The 17,484-nt window shown below is 34.1% G+C and carries 13 protein-coding genes; all 13 read right to left on the bottom strand.

The window, feature by feature from the left end; translation table 11 throughout:
- Positions 1-35: 35 nt before the first annotated feature.
- The gene (locus tag NBE98_RS04900; RefSeq protein WP_250813172.1) at positions 36-1,055 is read right to left on the bottom strand and encodes a M42 family metallopeptidase; all 1,020 of its coding nucleotides are present in this window, start codon (positions 1,053-1,055) and stop codon (positions 36-38) included.
- Between the two features lie 25 nt (positions 1,056-1,080).
- A complete protein-coding gene (locus tag NBE98_RS04895) occupies positions 1,081-4,230 on the bottom strand; it encodes an alpha-mannosidase (protein ID WP_250813170.1) in 3,150 nt (1,049 codons plus the stop codon).
- 227 nt (positions 4,231-4,457) lie between these two features.
- Positions 4,458-5,138, bottom strand: a complete 681-nt coding sequence (locus NBE98_RS04890; protein WP_250813168.1) for a FadR/GntR family transcriptional regulator — start codon at positions 5,136-5,138, stop codon at positions 4,458-4,460.
- Positions 5,139-5,239: 101 nt separating this feature from the next.
- On the bottom strand, positions 5,240-8,299 hold the full coding sequence (locus NBE98_RS04885; protein ID WP_250813166.1) for an alpha-mannosidase: 3,060 nt from the start codon (positions 8,297-8,299) through the stop codon (positions 5,240-5,242).
- A gap of 302 nt (positions 8,300-8,601) precedes the next feature.
- Entirely contained in the window at positions 8,602-9,291 is a 690-nt protein-coding gene (locus NBE98_RS04880) for an amino acid ABC transporter ATP-binding protein (protein WP_250813164.1), read from the bottom strand.
- A gap of 13 nt (positions 9,292-9,304) precedes the next feature.
- Complete coding sequence (locus NBE98_RS04875) at positions 9,305-9,946, bottom strand: amino acid ABC transporter permease (RefSeq protein WP_250813162.1); 642 nt, start codon at positions 9,944-9,946, stop codon at positions 9,305-9,307.
- Between the two features lie 19 nt (positions 9,947-9,965).
- The gene (locus NBE98_RS04870; protein WP_250813160.1) at positions 9,966-10,763 is read right to left on the bottom strand and encodes an amino acid ABC transporter substrate-binding protein; all 798 of its coding nucleotides are present in this window, start codon (positions 10,761-10,763) and stop codon (positions 9,966-9,968) included.
- A 114-nt stretch (positions 10,764-10,877) separates the two neighbouring features.
- Positions 10,878-11,672 (bottom strand): DUF4097 family beta strand repeat-containing protein, encoded by a 795-nt coding sequence (locus NBE98_RS04865; RefSeq protein ID WP_250813159.1) that lies wholly within the window; start codon positions 11,670-11,672, stop codon positions 10,878-10,880.
- A gap of 107 nt (positions 11,673-11,779) precedes the next feature.
- Positions 11,780-13,021 (bottom strand): HAMP domain-containing sensor histidine kinase, encoded by a 1,242-nt coding sequence (locus NBE98_RS04860; RefSeq protein ID WP_250813157.1) that lies wholly within the window; start codon positions 13,019-13,021, stop codon positions 11,780-11,782.
- A 2-nt stretch (positions 13,022-13,023) separates the two neighbouring features.
- Positions 13,024-13,713: a response regulator transcription factor gene (locus NBE98_RS04855; protein ID WP_250813155.1), complete on the bottom strand. Its 690-nt coding sequence runs from the start codon at positions 13,711-13,713 to the stop codon at positions 13,024-13,026.
- Positions 13,714-13,795: 82 nt separating this feature from the next.
- The gene (locus tag NBE98_RS22390; protein WP_284703600.1) at positions 13,796-13,927 is read right to left on the bottom strand and encodes a hypothetical protein; all 132 of its coding nucleotides are present in this window, start codon (positions 13,925-13,927) and stop codon (positions 13,796-13,798) included.
- Positions 13,928-14,095: 168 nt separating this feature from the next.
- Complete coding sequence (locus tag NBE98_RS04850; RefSeq protein WP_250813153.1) at positions 14,096-16,597, bottom strand: ABC transporter permease; 2,502 nt, start codon at positions 16,595-16,597, stop codon at positions 14,096-14,098.
- A 15-nt stretch (positions 16,598-16,612) separates the two neighbouring features.
- Positions 16,613-17,302 carry an ABC transporter ATP-binding protein gene (locus NBE98_RS04845; RefSeq protein ID WP_250813151.1) on the bottom strand — a complete coding sequence of 230 codons (690 nt, stop codon included), beginning with the start codon at positions 17,300-17,302 and terminating at the stop codon, positions 16,613-16,615.
- Between the last annotated feature and the right edge of the window lie 182 nt (positions 17,303-17,484).

Below are 17,484 nucleotides of genomic sequence, written 5' to 3'. Positions count from 1 at the left end.
TTTTTATATATTTATATAATTAAATATTTAACTAATTATATATATTTCTTTACAGTCTCAAACTTAAATGTGCTTTCTGTAAACCTCCAAAGTAAATCAATACAAGCATTTACATCATCCATATTTACTATTCCATTAGGACTGTGTCCATATCTTGTTGGTATAGATATGCCTAACGCTTTTACTCCACAATTGGATTTATTTATAGCGCCAGCATCGGTACCTCCACCTGCAAGAGCATCCAGTTGATATTTTATTTTGTTTTCTTCAGCACATTTAATCATAACTTCAACTAGTTCCTCATCACATATAACTGAATTATCCAGCACCTTAACAGCTGCTCCCCCTCCAAATACTGCATTTCCATCAGTATCTGTTGGTACATCAAAGGAACCTGTTATATCGACTGCTATTCCTAAATCAGGATTTATTCTTTCAGCAGCTACAGTAGCGCCAATTAGACCTACTTCTTCTTGTACTGAAAATACAAAATAAATATCATGATATGGATTAGTTGCTTTCTTAAGCGCCTCGATTAATATATAGCAGCCTATTCTATCGTCTAAAGCCTTTGCTGTAACACAATTATTATTAAGTTCTTTATATTCTCCTATGTAGGAAGCAGGCTCACCAATGGAAACATACTTTAATGCATCCTCTTTCGAAATTGCACATATATCAACATAAAGCTTATTTATATCTGCTGCTCCTACCTTGTCCATCTTCTCGAAAGAACTTATTGTTCCAAGTGCCCCATTTTTGAACTGCACTCTATTCATGAATGATACCTGTGCTGATATTCCTCCAACCTTCTTAATTTTTACAAAGCCCTTGTCAGTTACTCCAAGCACTGCAAAGCCTATCTCATCCATATGACTTGAAACCATTATTTTTTTCTTTTCGTCTCCGGTACCTTTCTTTAATGCTATGACATTTCCAATAGCATCAACCGTAAGTTCATCAACATAATCCTTTACATTGTCTATAACGATCTTAGCAATCTCTTTTTCAAAACCGCTAACACCAAATGCTTGAGTCAATTCTTTTAATAGCATTGGATTACCCCCTGTTCTAAAATAATTATTTAAATTTAGCTAAGAACGTTTTAATCTCATATGGCTTTATCTCAAAGCTAATTTTATTAATATCACTTTCAATAACACCAATTGGATTCTCTAATAAATCACATTCATAAACACTTTCTATCTCACTGCAAAAACTTACTTCTATCTTTTCCCTCATGTTTTTATATTCATAAAGTCTTACTATTACTGCGTCACCGGTTTCAGCTTTCTTAACTACCTCAGCAATACAATTATTCTTATTAACTTTTAATAGAGACATATTGTTTTGCAGCACTCCTTCATGAGAATCTTCAATTACTGCATGCATTGGTACGTTAAGGTTATAAGCCATCTCTTGAGTACTTGCTTCTTTCCAAGTGTTTTTATGTGGATATATTGAATAAGTAAACTCATGCATTCCTAAATCTGCATCAGGATTTGGATAGGTACCTGCTTTTATTAATGTAAGCCTCATAGTATCGTTCTTAATGTCATAGCCATACTTACAATCGTTCAATAAACTTACACCATAAGCACCTTCAGATAAATCAGCCCATTTATGCGCACATACTTCAAATTGAGCTAAATCCCAGCTTGTATTATTATGTACTGATCTTTCTATATTTCCATATTGTATTTCATAGGTTGCCTTGCTTGAGTTTATATCAACTGGAAAAGCTGCTTTAAGGAGTATATTTTTTTCCTTCCAATCCACGCTATTTTTAAAATCTACACGAGGTATATTGTTATAGAAATAAATATATTGGTCTATAACAGAATCGCAGAATTTTCGTTTAATGCTAATACAGTATCTTACAGGTCCCTTCTCAATTAACTCTACATGACTTATATCATTTACTTCCCACATCTTCCTCTTGTAGAATATATCTATATCCCAATTCTCCCAGTTCATTGGTCTGTCTTCAAAAGCTTGAAGCACGTTAGCTTTTTTATTACTTTTAATTATTTCTCTGTTATTTTTTTTATCATATAAAGATGTAATATTATAGTTTTCATCAAAACTTACTTTAAAACATTTGTTTTCAAACTCTCTGTCTAAGCTCATAGTCTGGTTAGAAACCATCGGAGTTTCAGTTATTATGCTATATGCCTTATAGCCCTTAGAAGGAACTTTTTCTGCAAAGAATACAAACTTCTTGCCATTATCTATTATCTGTATATCAACATTTTTTCCATCTAAATCCTGAAGCCCTTGAACCTTTGTTCCTTCTTTTATAATAACTTCTACAATATCATCTCTGTCATAGGATAAAGTATTAAACACAACAACAGACTTCTCATTTAAGTTAATCTTTGAAGCAATTTTTCTCAAAGAACTATCAATTAATTCTTGTCCCAGTTCTATAGCTTCTTCATACTGCTCATGAGATTCATCATAGACCTGCTTTATTGATGAACCCGGTATAATATCGTGAAATTGATTTATAAGAACTTTCTTCCATCCCTTTTTAAGTTCTTTCTCTGGATAAGCTTCTCCTAACATCATGTTTAAGGTTGATAGCATTTCAGCATCCTCATACAAAACTTCAGTTTTCCTATTGTATCTTTTGTTCTTACCCATAGAGGTATAAGTTCCCCTATGATACTCCAGGTATAGCTCGCCCACCCAAGTTGGAATTTCTTCCTTTGCTATTGTTTTTTCATACAGTCTGTCAAAAAACTCTGTTTCAAAGCCTATTTCTACTCTTGGACATCCCGGAATACCGTATTTCAATCTTCTGGCATTTTCAAGCATTTCCTTTGTAGGTCCGCCGCCCCCATCTCCATAACCAAAGAGCATTAGAGTTTCTTCAGATATATCTTTGTTTTGATACCTTTTCCATGTTCCCATAGTCTGGTTTGCATTAATTATGCCTGTGTAGGTTGTCTTATTTTTTGATTCACTGAAGGTTACAGCTTCACCTTGTTTTTTATAATCGCTAGTTGTAACTAAATGAGTAAACACTTCACTCCCATCTATTCCACGCCACATGAAGGTATCATTAGGAATGGTATTAAATTGATTCCAATCCAGCTTCGTAGTCATGAAATACTTAATTCCACTTTTTAGAAGTATCTGAGGAAGCGCTGCGCTATAACCAAACACATCTGGAAGCCAAAGTGACTTGCTCTCTATTCCAAACTCATCCTTAAAAAATTTATGCCCTAATATTATTTGTCTTATAAGTGACTCTCCAGACGGTATGTTACAGTCTGCCTCTAGCCACATTGCTCCATCTATCTCCCAAGCTTTTTCTTTAACCTTCTTTTTGATTTCTTCATATAGCTGTGGTTCATTTTCTTTTATGTACTCGTATAGTTGAGGCTGGCTAGACATAAACTTATATTCTGTGTACTGCTTCATAAGGTTTAAAACCGTCGAAAAGCTTCTTACAGCTTTTTCTTTTGTTTGGCTAATTGTCCACAGCCAAGCAATATCTATATGTGTGTGCCCTATTGCTGTTACAACAGGACTGTTATAGTTAATATTAGAATAGAATTCCCTTTGCAGATAACTATTTGCTGCCTCTACAGACTTATAAAACTCGCAAGAATAAAGCTTCCTAAGATCAAGCATATCTATGGCTTTTCCAAGCTTAATTAAGATGCGATCCTTATTATCATCATTGTTTTCAAGCAGCTTAGCTACTGATAAAGGAACATTTAAATTATAGTAAATATCTTCTATTCTTCGATCTAATACAACCATAGCTGTGTGTATAGCTATTTTGCTATCAATAAGACCACTGTAGCCTAAGAATGCTATTGAATACTCTTTACCTGTCTCTGCGCATTCACTTAATAATACTTCACGGTGATTTACGTCGAGACCTTGAATAAGCTTCCCATCAACATAGAAAAGAAATTGTGGGTTTGTTGCATCCCAGAGACCTTCACGTCCTGTAGTAATTCTAAATACTACACTTTTCCCTTCAAATCTCCCAGGTATCTTAACAGTAGTTCTAAACCATTGATGCTTGTCATACCCACCCCACAAGCTTCCAGTTATATAATCATTCCAATTCTCATCCTTAAATTCTTTATGTTCTCCGCCTGCAAATTTTCCTTCACAAACCTTATACCTTGGAATTGGTTCTAAGTCTGGGTAGATTGCCATTTTTAAGTCCTTTACTATTCTTTCGATTCTTTCAATCTCAAACACCATAAAATATTGCCACGACCTTTCCGGTTAAATTTCTATTAAGCACTTCTAATCAAGCTGCATGCTAACTGCTATCAGCTATCAGATAGGTTGTTTTTTCTAAAAAGCTTGTATCAATATACAAGCTTTGTTCATAATGCACAAGTTATAATACCTTAATGACTTTCAAAGTACTTGAACATTAGCTATACTTTGAGGTCATTAAAGAGAAAACTTTATTGCAATTTCAACTAATTAGCTGACTTAACATCTCTATATATCATACTGATAATTTTATCATTAATTGCTTGTGCTTTTTTAACATTTCTTTTTCTTATATTTATAAATAAATCTTCGTGTAATGGTATAGTATCTGTAAAAGGATCCTTCATTCCTAAAGGGAACTCCCACAGCTTGTTTAGAAGTCCATCTATGGAATCTATTAACTGAATCATTATTCTATTGTGGCAGCTGTTATATATAGCCATATGGAACTGCCTATCTTCAACGTTTTGTTTTACGCCTCTATGGTATTTCTCCATTAATACTTTCAAGATTTTCTCAATTCCATCCAACTCTTCTTCTGTAGCATTTTGAATAACTAGATGTATTATTTCCTTTTCTAGTATTCTTCTGGCCTCTAAGAGCTCTAATATGGATTCTTTCTCTTTTCCAAACTCTATTTCGGCAGATATAGTATTTGAGGATCCATCCTTCACAAAAACGCCCTTACCATTAGCAACTTCCAAAACATTTTTTGCTTCTAAAGTTTTAATAGCCTCTCTAATTGAAGATCTGCTAACTCCCAAAATCTCAATTAATTCCGACTGAGAAGGAAGTCTATCCCCATTCTTTAAATTATTTTTTTCAATATATTGCTTTATAAATTCAATTATCTCTGATTGTAATGGCAATCTTTTAATTGTGCTCATATATACCTCACATGTGAACGATATCATATAACTATCAGCTATCTGATAGGTTAATATAATTATACACTATATAATTTATAAATCAATATGTTTTTAGGATATTATTTTTGTGGACAGCTTACCTTTAGCGTTAAAATTTCGAAGGGCTTGAATGATAATTCATTACTTACTCTATTAAATACATCATTCTCTATAGCTTTCTCCATTAAATTAACGAGCTGTACATTCTCAATTCTATATCCAAACTTCAGTTTTGCTTTTTCACTGCTGCCACTGCATTCATACAGCCTTACAATAATATCATCACTATATTCTGCCTTTTTTATGGATTCAACAATTATGTTTTCACTATCAACTCTTATGAAGGCTTCCTTCCTGCCAGTAATGTAACTATCACAGCTAAATTCAATGGTTTTTAATGGCAGATTCAATTCATACGCTTTTCTATTAACCTGTCCTTTGATACAATCGCCATTATGAGGATATAGTGAATAAGTAAATTCATGAGCCCCTTTATCTGCTTCAATACCTGGCATATTAGTACTTCTTAAGAGATTTAAATCCATTATATTTTCTTTAACTCTATGACCATATTTGCAGTCATTTAATAATGCAGCTCCATAATCTCTTTGAGATAAATCAACATATTTATGAGCACATATTTCATACTTTGCCATATCCCAGCTTGTGTTGTCGTGATTAGAGCGTTTTATAGTTCCAAACTGAATATCACAACTTACCTCATTAGTATATACATTGATTGGAAAAGAGGTTCTAAGCATTTTATTGCTCTCATGCCAGTCAACCTTTGTGCAAAAATCAATTCTCCTGCTGCCTTCAGTTAATATAATCTGCTGCTCAACAGTTGATAAATTATATTTATAAATTTGTTTAACAATTGCCTTTGGGCCATCAGTCATACTTTCAGAATACTGTAATTTAAAGCTCTCCTGAGGTATATCATAGCAAGCTGGTGAAAAATCCCACGCATTTCCATAAGGCTCTTCATATACAGTAAGCACATTTGCCTTAAAATTTGTATCCAAAACTTCTCTTGAAAATTCTTTATCAAATACAGATTCGAGGGAGCCATCTTCGTTAAACCTTACCTTCAGTAAATTGTTTTCTATAAAGTTATTTTCTGAACTAACTCCAAAAGAATCAGTATTGCATTTGCTGCACATCACAGATATTTCACTCATAGCTGGTACTTTGGCCTTAATCCAGTTTCCATTTATATTAATCCATTCTTCTCTATCCCAGGATAGCGAGTTAATTACTGCAAAAGCTTTAGCTTCTTTGGAGGTTTTATTTGTTAACAAAGCATCAGAGGCGGCCTCATCTATGCGGCATGAACTCTCAAGTAAAGCTCTATAGGTATCCTTGGTTAGCTCTTCTGTTAGCTTAAGCAAATATTCATACCTTTCAATTGATTCATCATATACTCTTTTTATGGATGATCCCGGCAATATATCATGGAACTGGTATAGCAGTATTTCCTTCCATATACCCTCGATTTCTAGCTGAGGATATAACCTTACACCTTCTATTTGTGCTAGTACAGATGCATACTCCAATTCCCTAAGGGCAAATTCCATTCTTCTATTGAATTTTTTATTTTTAGCTTGTGTAGTGTAAGTCCCCTGATGTTTTTCCAAATATAATTCTCCCCACCAGACCTTGTAATTTGATATGTTTTTCTCAATCCTTTTGAAAAACTCTAATGAGGGCTCTTGCTTAAGAGGTACTAATCCATTTAAGTTCTTTTCTCGTTTTAGCCTCTCAAGATGTTCTTCTCCTGGCCCTCCGCCTCCATCTCCTATTCCAAAGAGCATTAAACAGTCCTCAGAAACTCCCTTATCTTTAAAATTTCTCTCTGCTTCTTTTATAGCCCTTGGAGCAGCTGAGCTGTTGTAAGTTCCTTCCGGAGGCATATGTGCTAGTATCCTGCTTCCATCTATCCCTTCCCACATGAAAGTGTGATGCGGAAATTGGTTGTATTCGTTCCAAGATAGTTTTATTGTCATAAAATAATCTATATCAGATTTTTTTAGAATTTGCGGAAGGGCAGCACTATATCCAAATACATCTGGAAGCCATAATATCTTCATTTCCTTATTAAATTCTTCTTTAAAAAACTTCTTCCCATAAAGAACTTGACGAACTAAAGCCTCTCCACCTGAAACATTTGTATCAGGCTCAACCCACATACCGCCTTGAGCTTCCCAGCGTCCTTCTTCTATACGCATCTTTATCTTATCATAAAGCTTAGGGTATCGTTCTTTAATCCATGCATAGAGCTGAGGCTGACTTGCTCCGAATACGTATTCAGGATATCTCTCCATATTTGACAAGACTGTTGAAAATGTACGGGCTCCCTTTCTTATGGTTTCCCTTATGGGCCAAAGCCAAGCTAAGTCAATGTGAGCATGTCCTATAGCACTTATCTTTAAAGCTTCATCTCCGCAATTTCTATTAAGCTCTACAGAAAGAATTTCTCTTGCTTTTTTAGCCTCTTCTTCATCATAGTTTATCATAACCTTAAAAGCGGAAAACAAAGCAGATAAAATTCTCTGATATCTTGGGGAATCCTCTGAAAGTTGCTCCATCAGTTCTTGAAGCACTTCTATATCGTAGTACAGCTGATGCATTTCTTCATTCAAAATTGCAATATGGGCTTCTTTTATTTTTCCGCTATCTCTATAATATCCAAAAAGATCATTACACCCAGCATCTGCCCATATATCAATTTTCTCACCCCCATGGGCTTCATTTAAAAAATGAATCACTCTCTTACCAGGTTTTCCAAGAGTTAAATCAAATTCAGAGCTAACATTAGTTAGCCCCTGTATGGGACAACCATCTTCATCAAATATGCATGCCTCCCCACTTAAGTCTATCAATAATACAATTTTTTTATGAGCTGCAGATTTTGGTACAACTCCAGTAAATTTAAACCATGCACAATCCCAAAGTTTTCCCCAGCTATCTTCTAAATTTAGCGAAATATACTTACCTTTTGTTCTTTCTTTAAAATGAATTGGTTCTTCTGTAACCCATGCATCAATACTCAGCAAGGCAATTTTGTTATATATTTTTTCTTCTACCCTTGCCTTGAACACACTAATGCTTTGTTTGTATGAGCTAGTAAAATACGGCATCTTTTCCTCCTTTTTAATTAGCAGCTTTGCTGTTATTATGGCATTTAGTAATTTTACTTAATTGTATAAATCTGCTAGCACAATGTCAACATTAACTCTTCAGGCATTGTTTTCAAAAATATATATTCTTTTAAATATATGAATAAATAAATATAAGAATATGTAGTATTCATGCAGGTTCCGATGCTTTCAAACCAATACCTTCTGCTTATCTATCCTATACAGATAATATAAAAATAAAAAATACAGCTGACTGTCTTAATAAGACCTATCACCTGTACATTTTCATTTTTTATCTTCTTTCAATCTAAAGCATACATATGCTCCTGCTTTAATACTCCATTATCCATAGATAAAATTCTATCTGCAACCATTGTTGCAAAATTCATATCATGAGTTATGATTAAAACTGTCATATTCTTTTCCAGGCTAACCTTTTTAATTAGGTTTGCAACCTCTCCCGTCATGCTTGGGTCTAGGGCAGAGGTTGGCTCGTCAAAGCATATAAGCTTTGGCTCCATAGCAAGAGCCCTTCCAATACCTACTCTCTGTTTTTGTCCTCCTGAAAGCTCACATGGATAATTAAGCTGCTTATCATCAAGACCTAAATAGCTTAAAATTTCTACTGCTCTATCCTTTGCTTTGTCTCCTGCCATACCTAACACAACTCTTGGAGCCTCAGCTATATTTTCTAAAGCATTCATGTGAGGAAACAGATTAAAGTTTTGAAATACAAGACCAACCTCCTTCCTTATTTGTGCTTCGTTGCTCTTTTTAGCCAGCTTTCCATCCTTAAACAAGAATGCTCCATTTATTTCTACTGAACCCTTATCAGGAGTGGTTAATCCACCTACACATCTAAGAAGAGTTGTTTTACCACCGCCTGAAGGTCCAACTATAACAGTGATTTCTCCCTCCTTAAGCTCAAGGTCAACTCCCTTTAATACTTTGTTTTTATCAAAGCTTTTTTCTAAACCTTCTACTTTAAGCATAGTGTCCTTCCCCCTACTGATAATAACTATATCTTTTTTCTAGTCTCTTAAACATCTGTGTAAATAATCCTATTAAGAGCAAATAAATAATTCCTACCAAGAATAATGGTACTAAGGAAGCTTCTTTATTTGAAGCTATCTTCCCAACCTTCAAAAGCTCATCTAGTCCTACTACATAAACCAAAGCTGTATCTTTAACAAGAGTAATAACTTCATTAGCGACTGCAGGCAGTATTCTTTTAATAGACTGAGGAAGTACTATTCTAAAAAATATATATTTTTGCGGGAAGCCAAGAACCTTTCCTGCTTCATATTGACCTTCATCAATAGACGCTATTCCGGCTCTAAAAATTTCTGCAAAGTAAGCGCCATAGTTAAGCACGAAGGCTGCTATTGCTGCCGGAAACCTGTCAAAGGTTATACCTATAACAGGAAGTCCAAAGAATATAAATACAATTTGAAGCAAAAGAGGAGTTCCTCTCATAACAAGCACGTAAAAACCTGTTGCCTTGCTAATTATTTTGTTTTTAGAAAGCCTTCCTAGTGATATTATTACTCCAAGCGGTATTGAGAGTATTAAAGTTAGCGCAAATACCTGTAGGGTTACCTTAAGTCCTTCAAGCACCTGAGGCAATAAGTTAGTTATGCCGTTCATAGAATCCTCCTGTAGAAGCTTATTTAACTATATCTTCTCCAAACCATTTTTCAGAGATTTTCTTTGCTGTACCATCCTTTTTCATATCGCTAAAAGCTTGATTAATTTTATTAAGTAAAGCTGTATCTGATTTTCTTACTCCAACTCCATAGGCTTCGCTTCCAAAGTCATCTTTTAGCACTTTGTATTTTTCTTTACCTTTTGCATTTATATAATATCTTGCGAGTATTTCATCAGCTACAACTGCATCAATTCTTTTTGCTTCTAAATCCATTAAGGCATCGTTATTTGTTTCAAAGGTATATACCTTTCCATCCTTAAAGCTTTTTAAAACATCAGCTTCTTTATTTATTGCATCTACTGCACTTGATTGGTTTTGAGCTCCAACCTTTTTACCTTTTAAATCAGTCTTGCTGTCTATATTTGATTCTGCTATGGTTATTATAACTTGTCTATTATCTAAATAAGGCTTAGTAAAGCTTACCTTTTCTTCTCTTTCCTTTGTTATAGAGTAGCCGTTCCAAATAAAATCTATCTTGCCCGAATTAAGCTCCGACTCTTTCATTGACCAATCTATGGGTTGGAAAGTTATTTCTTTACCTATTTTCTTTGAAACTTCTTTTGCAAGATCAATATCAAAGCCAACAACATCTCCCTTATCATCTTTAAAGCCCATTGGAACGAAAGTATCATCAAACCCAAGCACAAGCTTATCCTTTGCCATTACGTCCTTTGTCTTGCTACTGCAGCCTGCTGCACCAAAAGCTGTCACTGATATGATTCCTAATGCTACTATTGCTTTAAATATTTTATTCATTATTCATTCCCCCTGTTAATTTCTTTTACATCATTACTTTATCATGATGAAGTAATAAAGTCAATATATTAATTGCTTTTTAAAAAGAAAAAAACAGAGGCTTACCCTCTGTTCTTAATTATTCTTTATAGTTATGTTCCCTGATACAGTATTAAGGGAAATATCATTCTTTCCACCGCCTACAGTTCCTTCCGCTCCTCTTCCTTCTAACGTTACAGGAAAATCACACTTTATTTTTCCTGATACTGTTCTTAGTTTAAAATTAAACTCTGAATCTTTAGAAATACTTATATCAATATCTCCAGATACTAAATTTATAGCAAGGTCACTTTTTAAGGCAGCATCTTTCCTATAAGTAACATTCCCAGAAGCCGTATTTACATCAAAATCTCCTCTGCAATTCTCTATATTTATATCTCCTGAAGCAGTGTTTATATCACCGTATCCTCCGAAATTATTAATATAGACATCACCGGAAGCTGAATTTAATTTCGACTGCCCCTCATACTTTTTAGGCATGTATATATCCAGCTTTGCCCTTCCCTTATAAGATATACTATTAAGCCCACTTCTTAGCTTCTCTGCTAATACAAGTGATGAACCAGTCTCATCTATATCAATATACGGTCCAAGACTATTCCTAGTTGATGCAATTGTTACATCTCCATAGTAATGAAATCTTAACTCCTTTTCATTTGTAACTATCACTTTAATATCCGCGCCAACAGTACTCACAGTTATGCTCTTAAATGCTTCTGCACTAAATTTATCTTCCTGATTTATATTGTACTTATGGTTAGACCATCCCCTAGGTGTTATAGCACAGGCTGAAACCACTACCATCATTACAATCATAACTATTGTCAAAGCTATTTTCCTTAACTCTTCGTTAATGATTCGTTGTTTCATTATATCCTCCTTGCAGGTATTAATATTTTCCTACAGCAATATTTTATTATATGCTTGTAAGATAACCTTTGTGCAAGGTATTGCAGTAAGCTAAATAAGCTTATAGACTAATACTTCAAAAATGTTACTATAAACCGTGTTCCCACTCCTATTTTGCTTTGAACCTCTATCACTCCATTATGTGCTTCAATTATAGCTTTTGCCAAAGCTAGCCCGATACCAACTGAATCCGTCTTCCTTGAAGTCTTTGCTTTATAAAATCTTTTAAAAATATGAGGTAAATCCTCCTCGTTTATACCTTCTCCACTATCTTCAATTATCAGTCTTCTATAAATTGGGTTTTCTATTATTTCTATATGAACCTTCCCGCCTGAAGATGTGTGCTCTACACCATTTTTTATGATATTTATAAAAGCCTCTTCTAGCCATAACCTGTCATGCTGAAAAGCTATGTCAGCCTTCTCTTCAATACTTATTTCTATGTTGTTTTCCAGCGCCTTACTCTCTAATGCTTCTACAGACTCTTTAAGAGTTTCGTTAAGGGATTGGTTTTCTTTATGAAGCTCTATAGCTTTAGCGTCAAGCTTTGCAAGCTTTAACATGCTCTGTATAAGCCATTGCATTCTGTTAAGCTGATTTTGGTTGTTAAGCAAAAAGGTTTCATTTTGTTCCCTAGATAGTTCTTTGCTCAGCATTATATCGTTATACAAAATCATTGACGATAGCGGGGTCTTAAGCTGATGAGATATATCAGATAAAAGGTCAACTAAAAACTGTTTTTCATTTCTAAGCTGGCTTAAATTATTTCTTATAACCTCCTTCATGGAATTAAAGGAAACAGCAAGCTTTGAAACATCCCCTTCTTTATTTTCATTTATGCTTATATCATATTCTCCATCAATTACACGCCTTGCCCCTAGGGTTAGCTTTCTTATCCTTTCATAGAAGTAGCCAAGCTGAGAGTAGTTAAACATAAATAATGCTGCAGCCATTGCAAAGTAAATAACCATAACAGTTTGAGTATTTCTTGCAGCCGTTTTATTTACGTAAGGAAAAAGCTCGCTTTCAAGGTCTTTGCTTAAGCCATATTGGCTTAACACTGTCTTTCCTTTTAATGCTTCCTCCTCTGATATTTCCTTAGAGATAAGAGGCATAATCTCCTTTTCTAACTCCGGATGCTTTTCAATAATTCTAGTGGCAACAGCACCTAAGCTTTTAATATAGTCTTCTTTCAAGCTGTCATTATGAAGCTTTAAAACCGAAACCTGTATTACTAAAAAAATACTCAATAACCCAAAAAGAATACCTGAGCTGATTTTAAGCTCAGGATTTGTAAAGTATCTCTTCATTACTAATTCACATCCTTGTTCCACTTATAGCCTAGTCCTCTTTGAGTAACTATATACTCTGGCTCTCTAGGATTGTCTTCAAGCTTCTCCCTTAGCCTTTTAATATAAACAGAAAGAGTATTTTCATCGAAGAAAACCTGATCACCCTCTGTAATCTCTTTTAGTATTTCTTCTCTCTTAATTAGTACATGAGGCTTTCGCATAAATGCCAGCAAAAGCTTATATTCCTGAGCTGTAAGAGTAATGCTTTCACCCTTTTTCTTAACTAAAGCTGCCCCAGTATCTACCTCTATATAACCGCTTTCAAGCTTTGATTCTGGTGCTGAACTCACCAAGCTTCTTCTAAGCAGAGCTTTTATTCGCGACAAAAGCTCCCTCACTCTAAAAGGCTTAGTTATATAATCATCCCCGCCAATTTCAAGCCCTAAAACCACATTAACCTCATCATCAAGTGCTGTTAGAAATATTACGGGCACATTGCTTTTAGACCTAACATATTTACACAAATCATATCCGCTGCCATCAGGTAAATTTATATCTAATATAATAAGGTCAAACTTACTATCCTCAAACTGTCTTTTTCCCTGCTCAATACTTTCTGCTGTAGCCACTTCATAGCCTTCATCCTTTAGAGCGAACTCTATTCCAAGAGCTAACGACTTGTCATCTTCAACTAACAATAATTTATTCATCACATCAACCTACTCATTTTTTACTTGTATTTACTGCTATTTAGTTACAATTATACACTACTTTCTTAAATGCTATCCATAACTAAATTGAAACTCCGCAATTAGTAAAGTCCTTTTTATGCTGACAGGTTCCTTCATTAATCAATTCCTTTGAAAAAAACATCAATAATATACATATATATAAAGTTTCTAACACATATTTAAATCTATTCATTTTAAACTCTACCCCCTAATTCTTAGTATACTTAAATTATATAAGCCCTCGCCTTCAAACTCCATGTCTGCAGGCTTACAGAAAAAAGACTTATCTTACAGCTTAGTAAGATAAGTCTATCAAAGTAATATTATAATTATTTAAGTTTTTCCTTAAGTAAATCTTAATTTATTCCTCTCTAATAGCCTCAATCAGATTTTCCTTTTTAATTCTTGAAAGTGGAGTTAAAACTGAAAGATATCCAATTATAAGGGCTGCTGCTCCTGCTATAGCCATGGCATCCCAAGGTATTGGCCACCCAAGCTCTCTAACGTCATTCATACTTCTAAACAAAACGTAAGATAATCCACAGCCGAGGATAGAACCATACACAGTACCCACAATTCCATACAGAATACCTTCTAAAACTATCATTTTTCTTAAGCCTTTTTGTGTCATACCTATGGATTTTAGTGCTGAAAATTCTCTTTTTCTTAGAATGATGTTGGTGGTAATGGTGTTTATAATATTTACACTTCCTATTAAGGAGACTACAATTACAAAGCCATACATCAATATTTTCACCATAAGTACTGTTGTTTTCTCTCTTCTATTAGAGTCAATATTGTTTATAAGGCTTAAGGATGGATTTTGCTTTAACACTGCTTCTATTTCTGTCTTTGCCATATCCTCCTGCTTTAAATCTTTTATAGATATATTTAAATTAATAGGTTCTACCTTCTCATTTCCAGTCAAGCTTTTAGCAACTTCTTCAGTACCTATAAGCTTTATACCCCTTTCCCCTCCTCTAAAGTTGAAAGGCTCTTCCTCTAATATAGCCATAATCTTGGCTTTTTTAAGCTTTCCTTTACCAAACTCAACAGGCTTCGCATCCCCTTCCAAAGGTGGATTATATTGAAGATATACTTCATCCCCAACCTTTAGGTTTGCTACTGGTCCAAAATAGTCCTTCTTAGTATCCATATTTCTGATTCTATTTTTATTTATAAGAATTACTCCGTCTTCTTTATTCATCTTTTCAAGATTGATGCTTCCAGACTGAACATACTTCTTTGCAGTTTCTAGCGCTAAAGCGTCATAAGTTACTATTGATGCATTTATTAAGGTTTTCTCATTGCCTTCCACAGTAGTCTTTCCATAAACATCTTTAATATTTTGAACTTCTTTTACTTCGCTGCCTTTATCTATAGCCCCACCAAAATAATAGGTCTCATATATTTCATAAACCTCTTTTACTGTTTTTAATCCTCTTAAATCCTTTATTATCTTATCCTCAATAGCTAGGTTTTTCTCTGTAGCTTGACCATCCCTTATTACAGAAAAATGCATATCCTTTGATTCATTTATTCCACTAGTCACTGTGAAAGCCATGTCCATAAAGGATTTAAACACAATAAATAAAAGCACGCTTATAACAATTGAAAAAACTGTTATTCTATATCTCTTTCTGCTTCTTTTTATATTCTTAGCAGCCATTGCTCCTTCAAAGCCAAATACTTTTTGAGCAAGCATATTTTTTCCCTTTTTTATCTTTTCTTTAGTTATAGCATTTCTACTGCTTATAGCTACAAGCGGAGAGATTTTTCCAGCAAAGAAGGCTGGCATTAAAGCAGAAATATATATTGCCGCAATCCCTACACCAGCACTAATAGCCAGCACCCCAAGATCCATTGAAGCCTTCATTGGCAATACTGATTCCCCACCAATTATCTTAAAGGTAAACCCTATTGTATATATAGCAATTACACCAAATAAAAGTCCTATTGGAATACCTATGACAGCTAAAAGTGTAGCTTCTCTAAATACAATTTTTCTAATTTGCTTTGGAGTTGTTCCCACAGCTCTTAAAAGTCCAAACTGTTTAATTCTTTCAACAACGCTTATCTGGAAGGAGTTGTATATTACTGCAATTGTGCAAATAACTACTATTGCAACTATTATACCCACTGTTACAAATAAGCCCATTAAGGCATCTCCGCCTTCTCCTGCACCCAAAACTGAAGTCAGATAGATGTTTTCTTGTACATCCTCCTTAGGAGCAAGGCTCTTTAGTTCCTTTAGCGCCTTATTCAAATTGGTTTTAGAGCTTATTTCCACTAAAAGCATTGACTTATCTTTATTGATTTCCTTGCTCTTGGTCAAAATAACAGCCTTATTTTCAATCTGATTTTCTATGGTGTTTTCCAGTATACCAACAAGAGTATATTCTTTATTATTAAGCTTAATCTTGCTTCCTAATTTCGCATCCTTGTCTATATATCTTAAAGACCACTGTTCTACTGCTGCCTCAGTTTCATTTTCAGGAAGCCTGCCCTCCTTCGCTTTATAAGGAAGAAATTCTAAAGCTTTATCTGTAGCTAAAACCTCTCCTATAGTCAGCTTATCGTCTACTTTTACTTCCTGTCCTAAACTGTAAAGACCATATTTAGATACCTTAGGATTGCCCGTTATCTTTGCATAAAGATTATCATTAACATTTCTAAACACTAAATGAAAAGAACCATATCTATCTTTATATTCTTGTATTTGTGCTATCTGAATACCTTTAAAAAATAAACCTATAGAAGATATAAGCGCAACAGAAAGCACTATACCAATAATCGTAAGTATACTTCTCTTTTTATTTGACTTGAGATATCTGCCAGTAAGTTGTTTATAGCTTTGTATCATTTCACTTCACCCTCTTTAGTTAGCAATTTTTAAGTATTTATCAGAAACTATTTCTCCATCTTCAATAGTAATAACTCTATCTGCCATGGAAGCTATGTTTACATCGTGTGTTATAAGAATTAAGGTTTGATTGTACTTTCTTGCTGTAAACTTTAAAAGTTCAATAACTTCTTTAGAATTTTTGCTATCAAGATTGCCTGTAGGTTCATCTGCTAGTATTATTGAAGGCTTATTTAAAAGAGCTCTTCCAATAGATACTCTTTGCTGTTGACCACCGGAAAGCTCAGAAGGTAAATGTCCTTTTCTTTCTGTAAGTCCTAATATCTCAATAATCTCATTTAAATACTTTTTATCTACCTTTTCGTTGTCTAATAATGCTGGAAGCGCTATATTTTCTTCAAGATCTAAAACAGGAATCAGGTTAAAGAACTGAAATATAAAGCCTATTTTTCTTCTTCTAAAGATAGCCAGCTTTTCTTCTTTATAATCGTAAATACTTTCTCCATCGATAACAACTTTTCCTGATGTAGGTCTATCAAGCCCGCCTAGTAAATGTAAAAGAGTACTTTTACCTGAGCCGGAAGCCCCTACTATTGCAACAAACTCGCCTTTATTAACAGATAAATTCACACCCTTAAGGGCTTCTACCTTGTTATCTCCCTTGCCATAAGTTTTATTTAAGTTTTCAACTCTTAATATTTCCATTAATATCGCTCCTTCAACTTTAATCATTATGGTTTAATTATATCCACAGAGCAATAATTACTCCATGTCTGCTATCTTACAAATAAATAGGCCGTCTTACAAATTTGTAAGACAGCCTATATAACGCAAGTATTTATCTACATATTCTTATATTCTTATGTTCTTTTATTCTTATGTTTTTA

The sequence above is a fragment of the Clostridium swellfunianum genome (assembly GCF_023656515.1).
Lineage (GTDB): Bacteria > Bacillota > Clostridia > Clostridiales > Clostridiaceae > Clostridium_AT > Clostridium_AT swellfunianum.
This window is presented reverse-complemented; position numbering and strand designations above follow the sequence as displayed.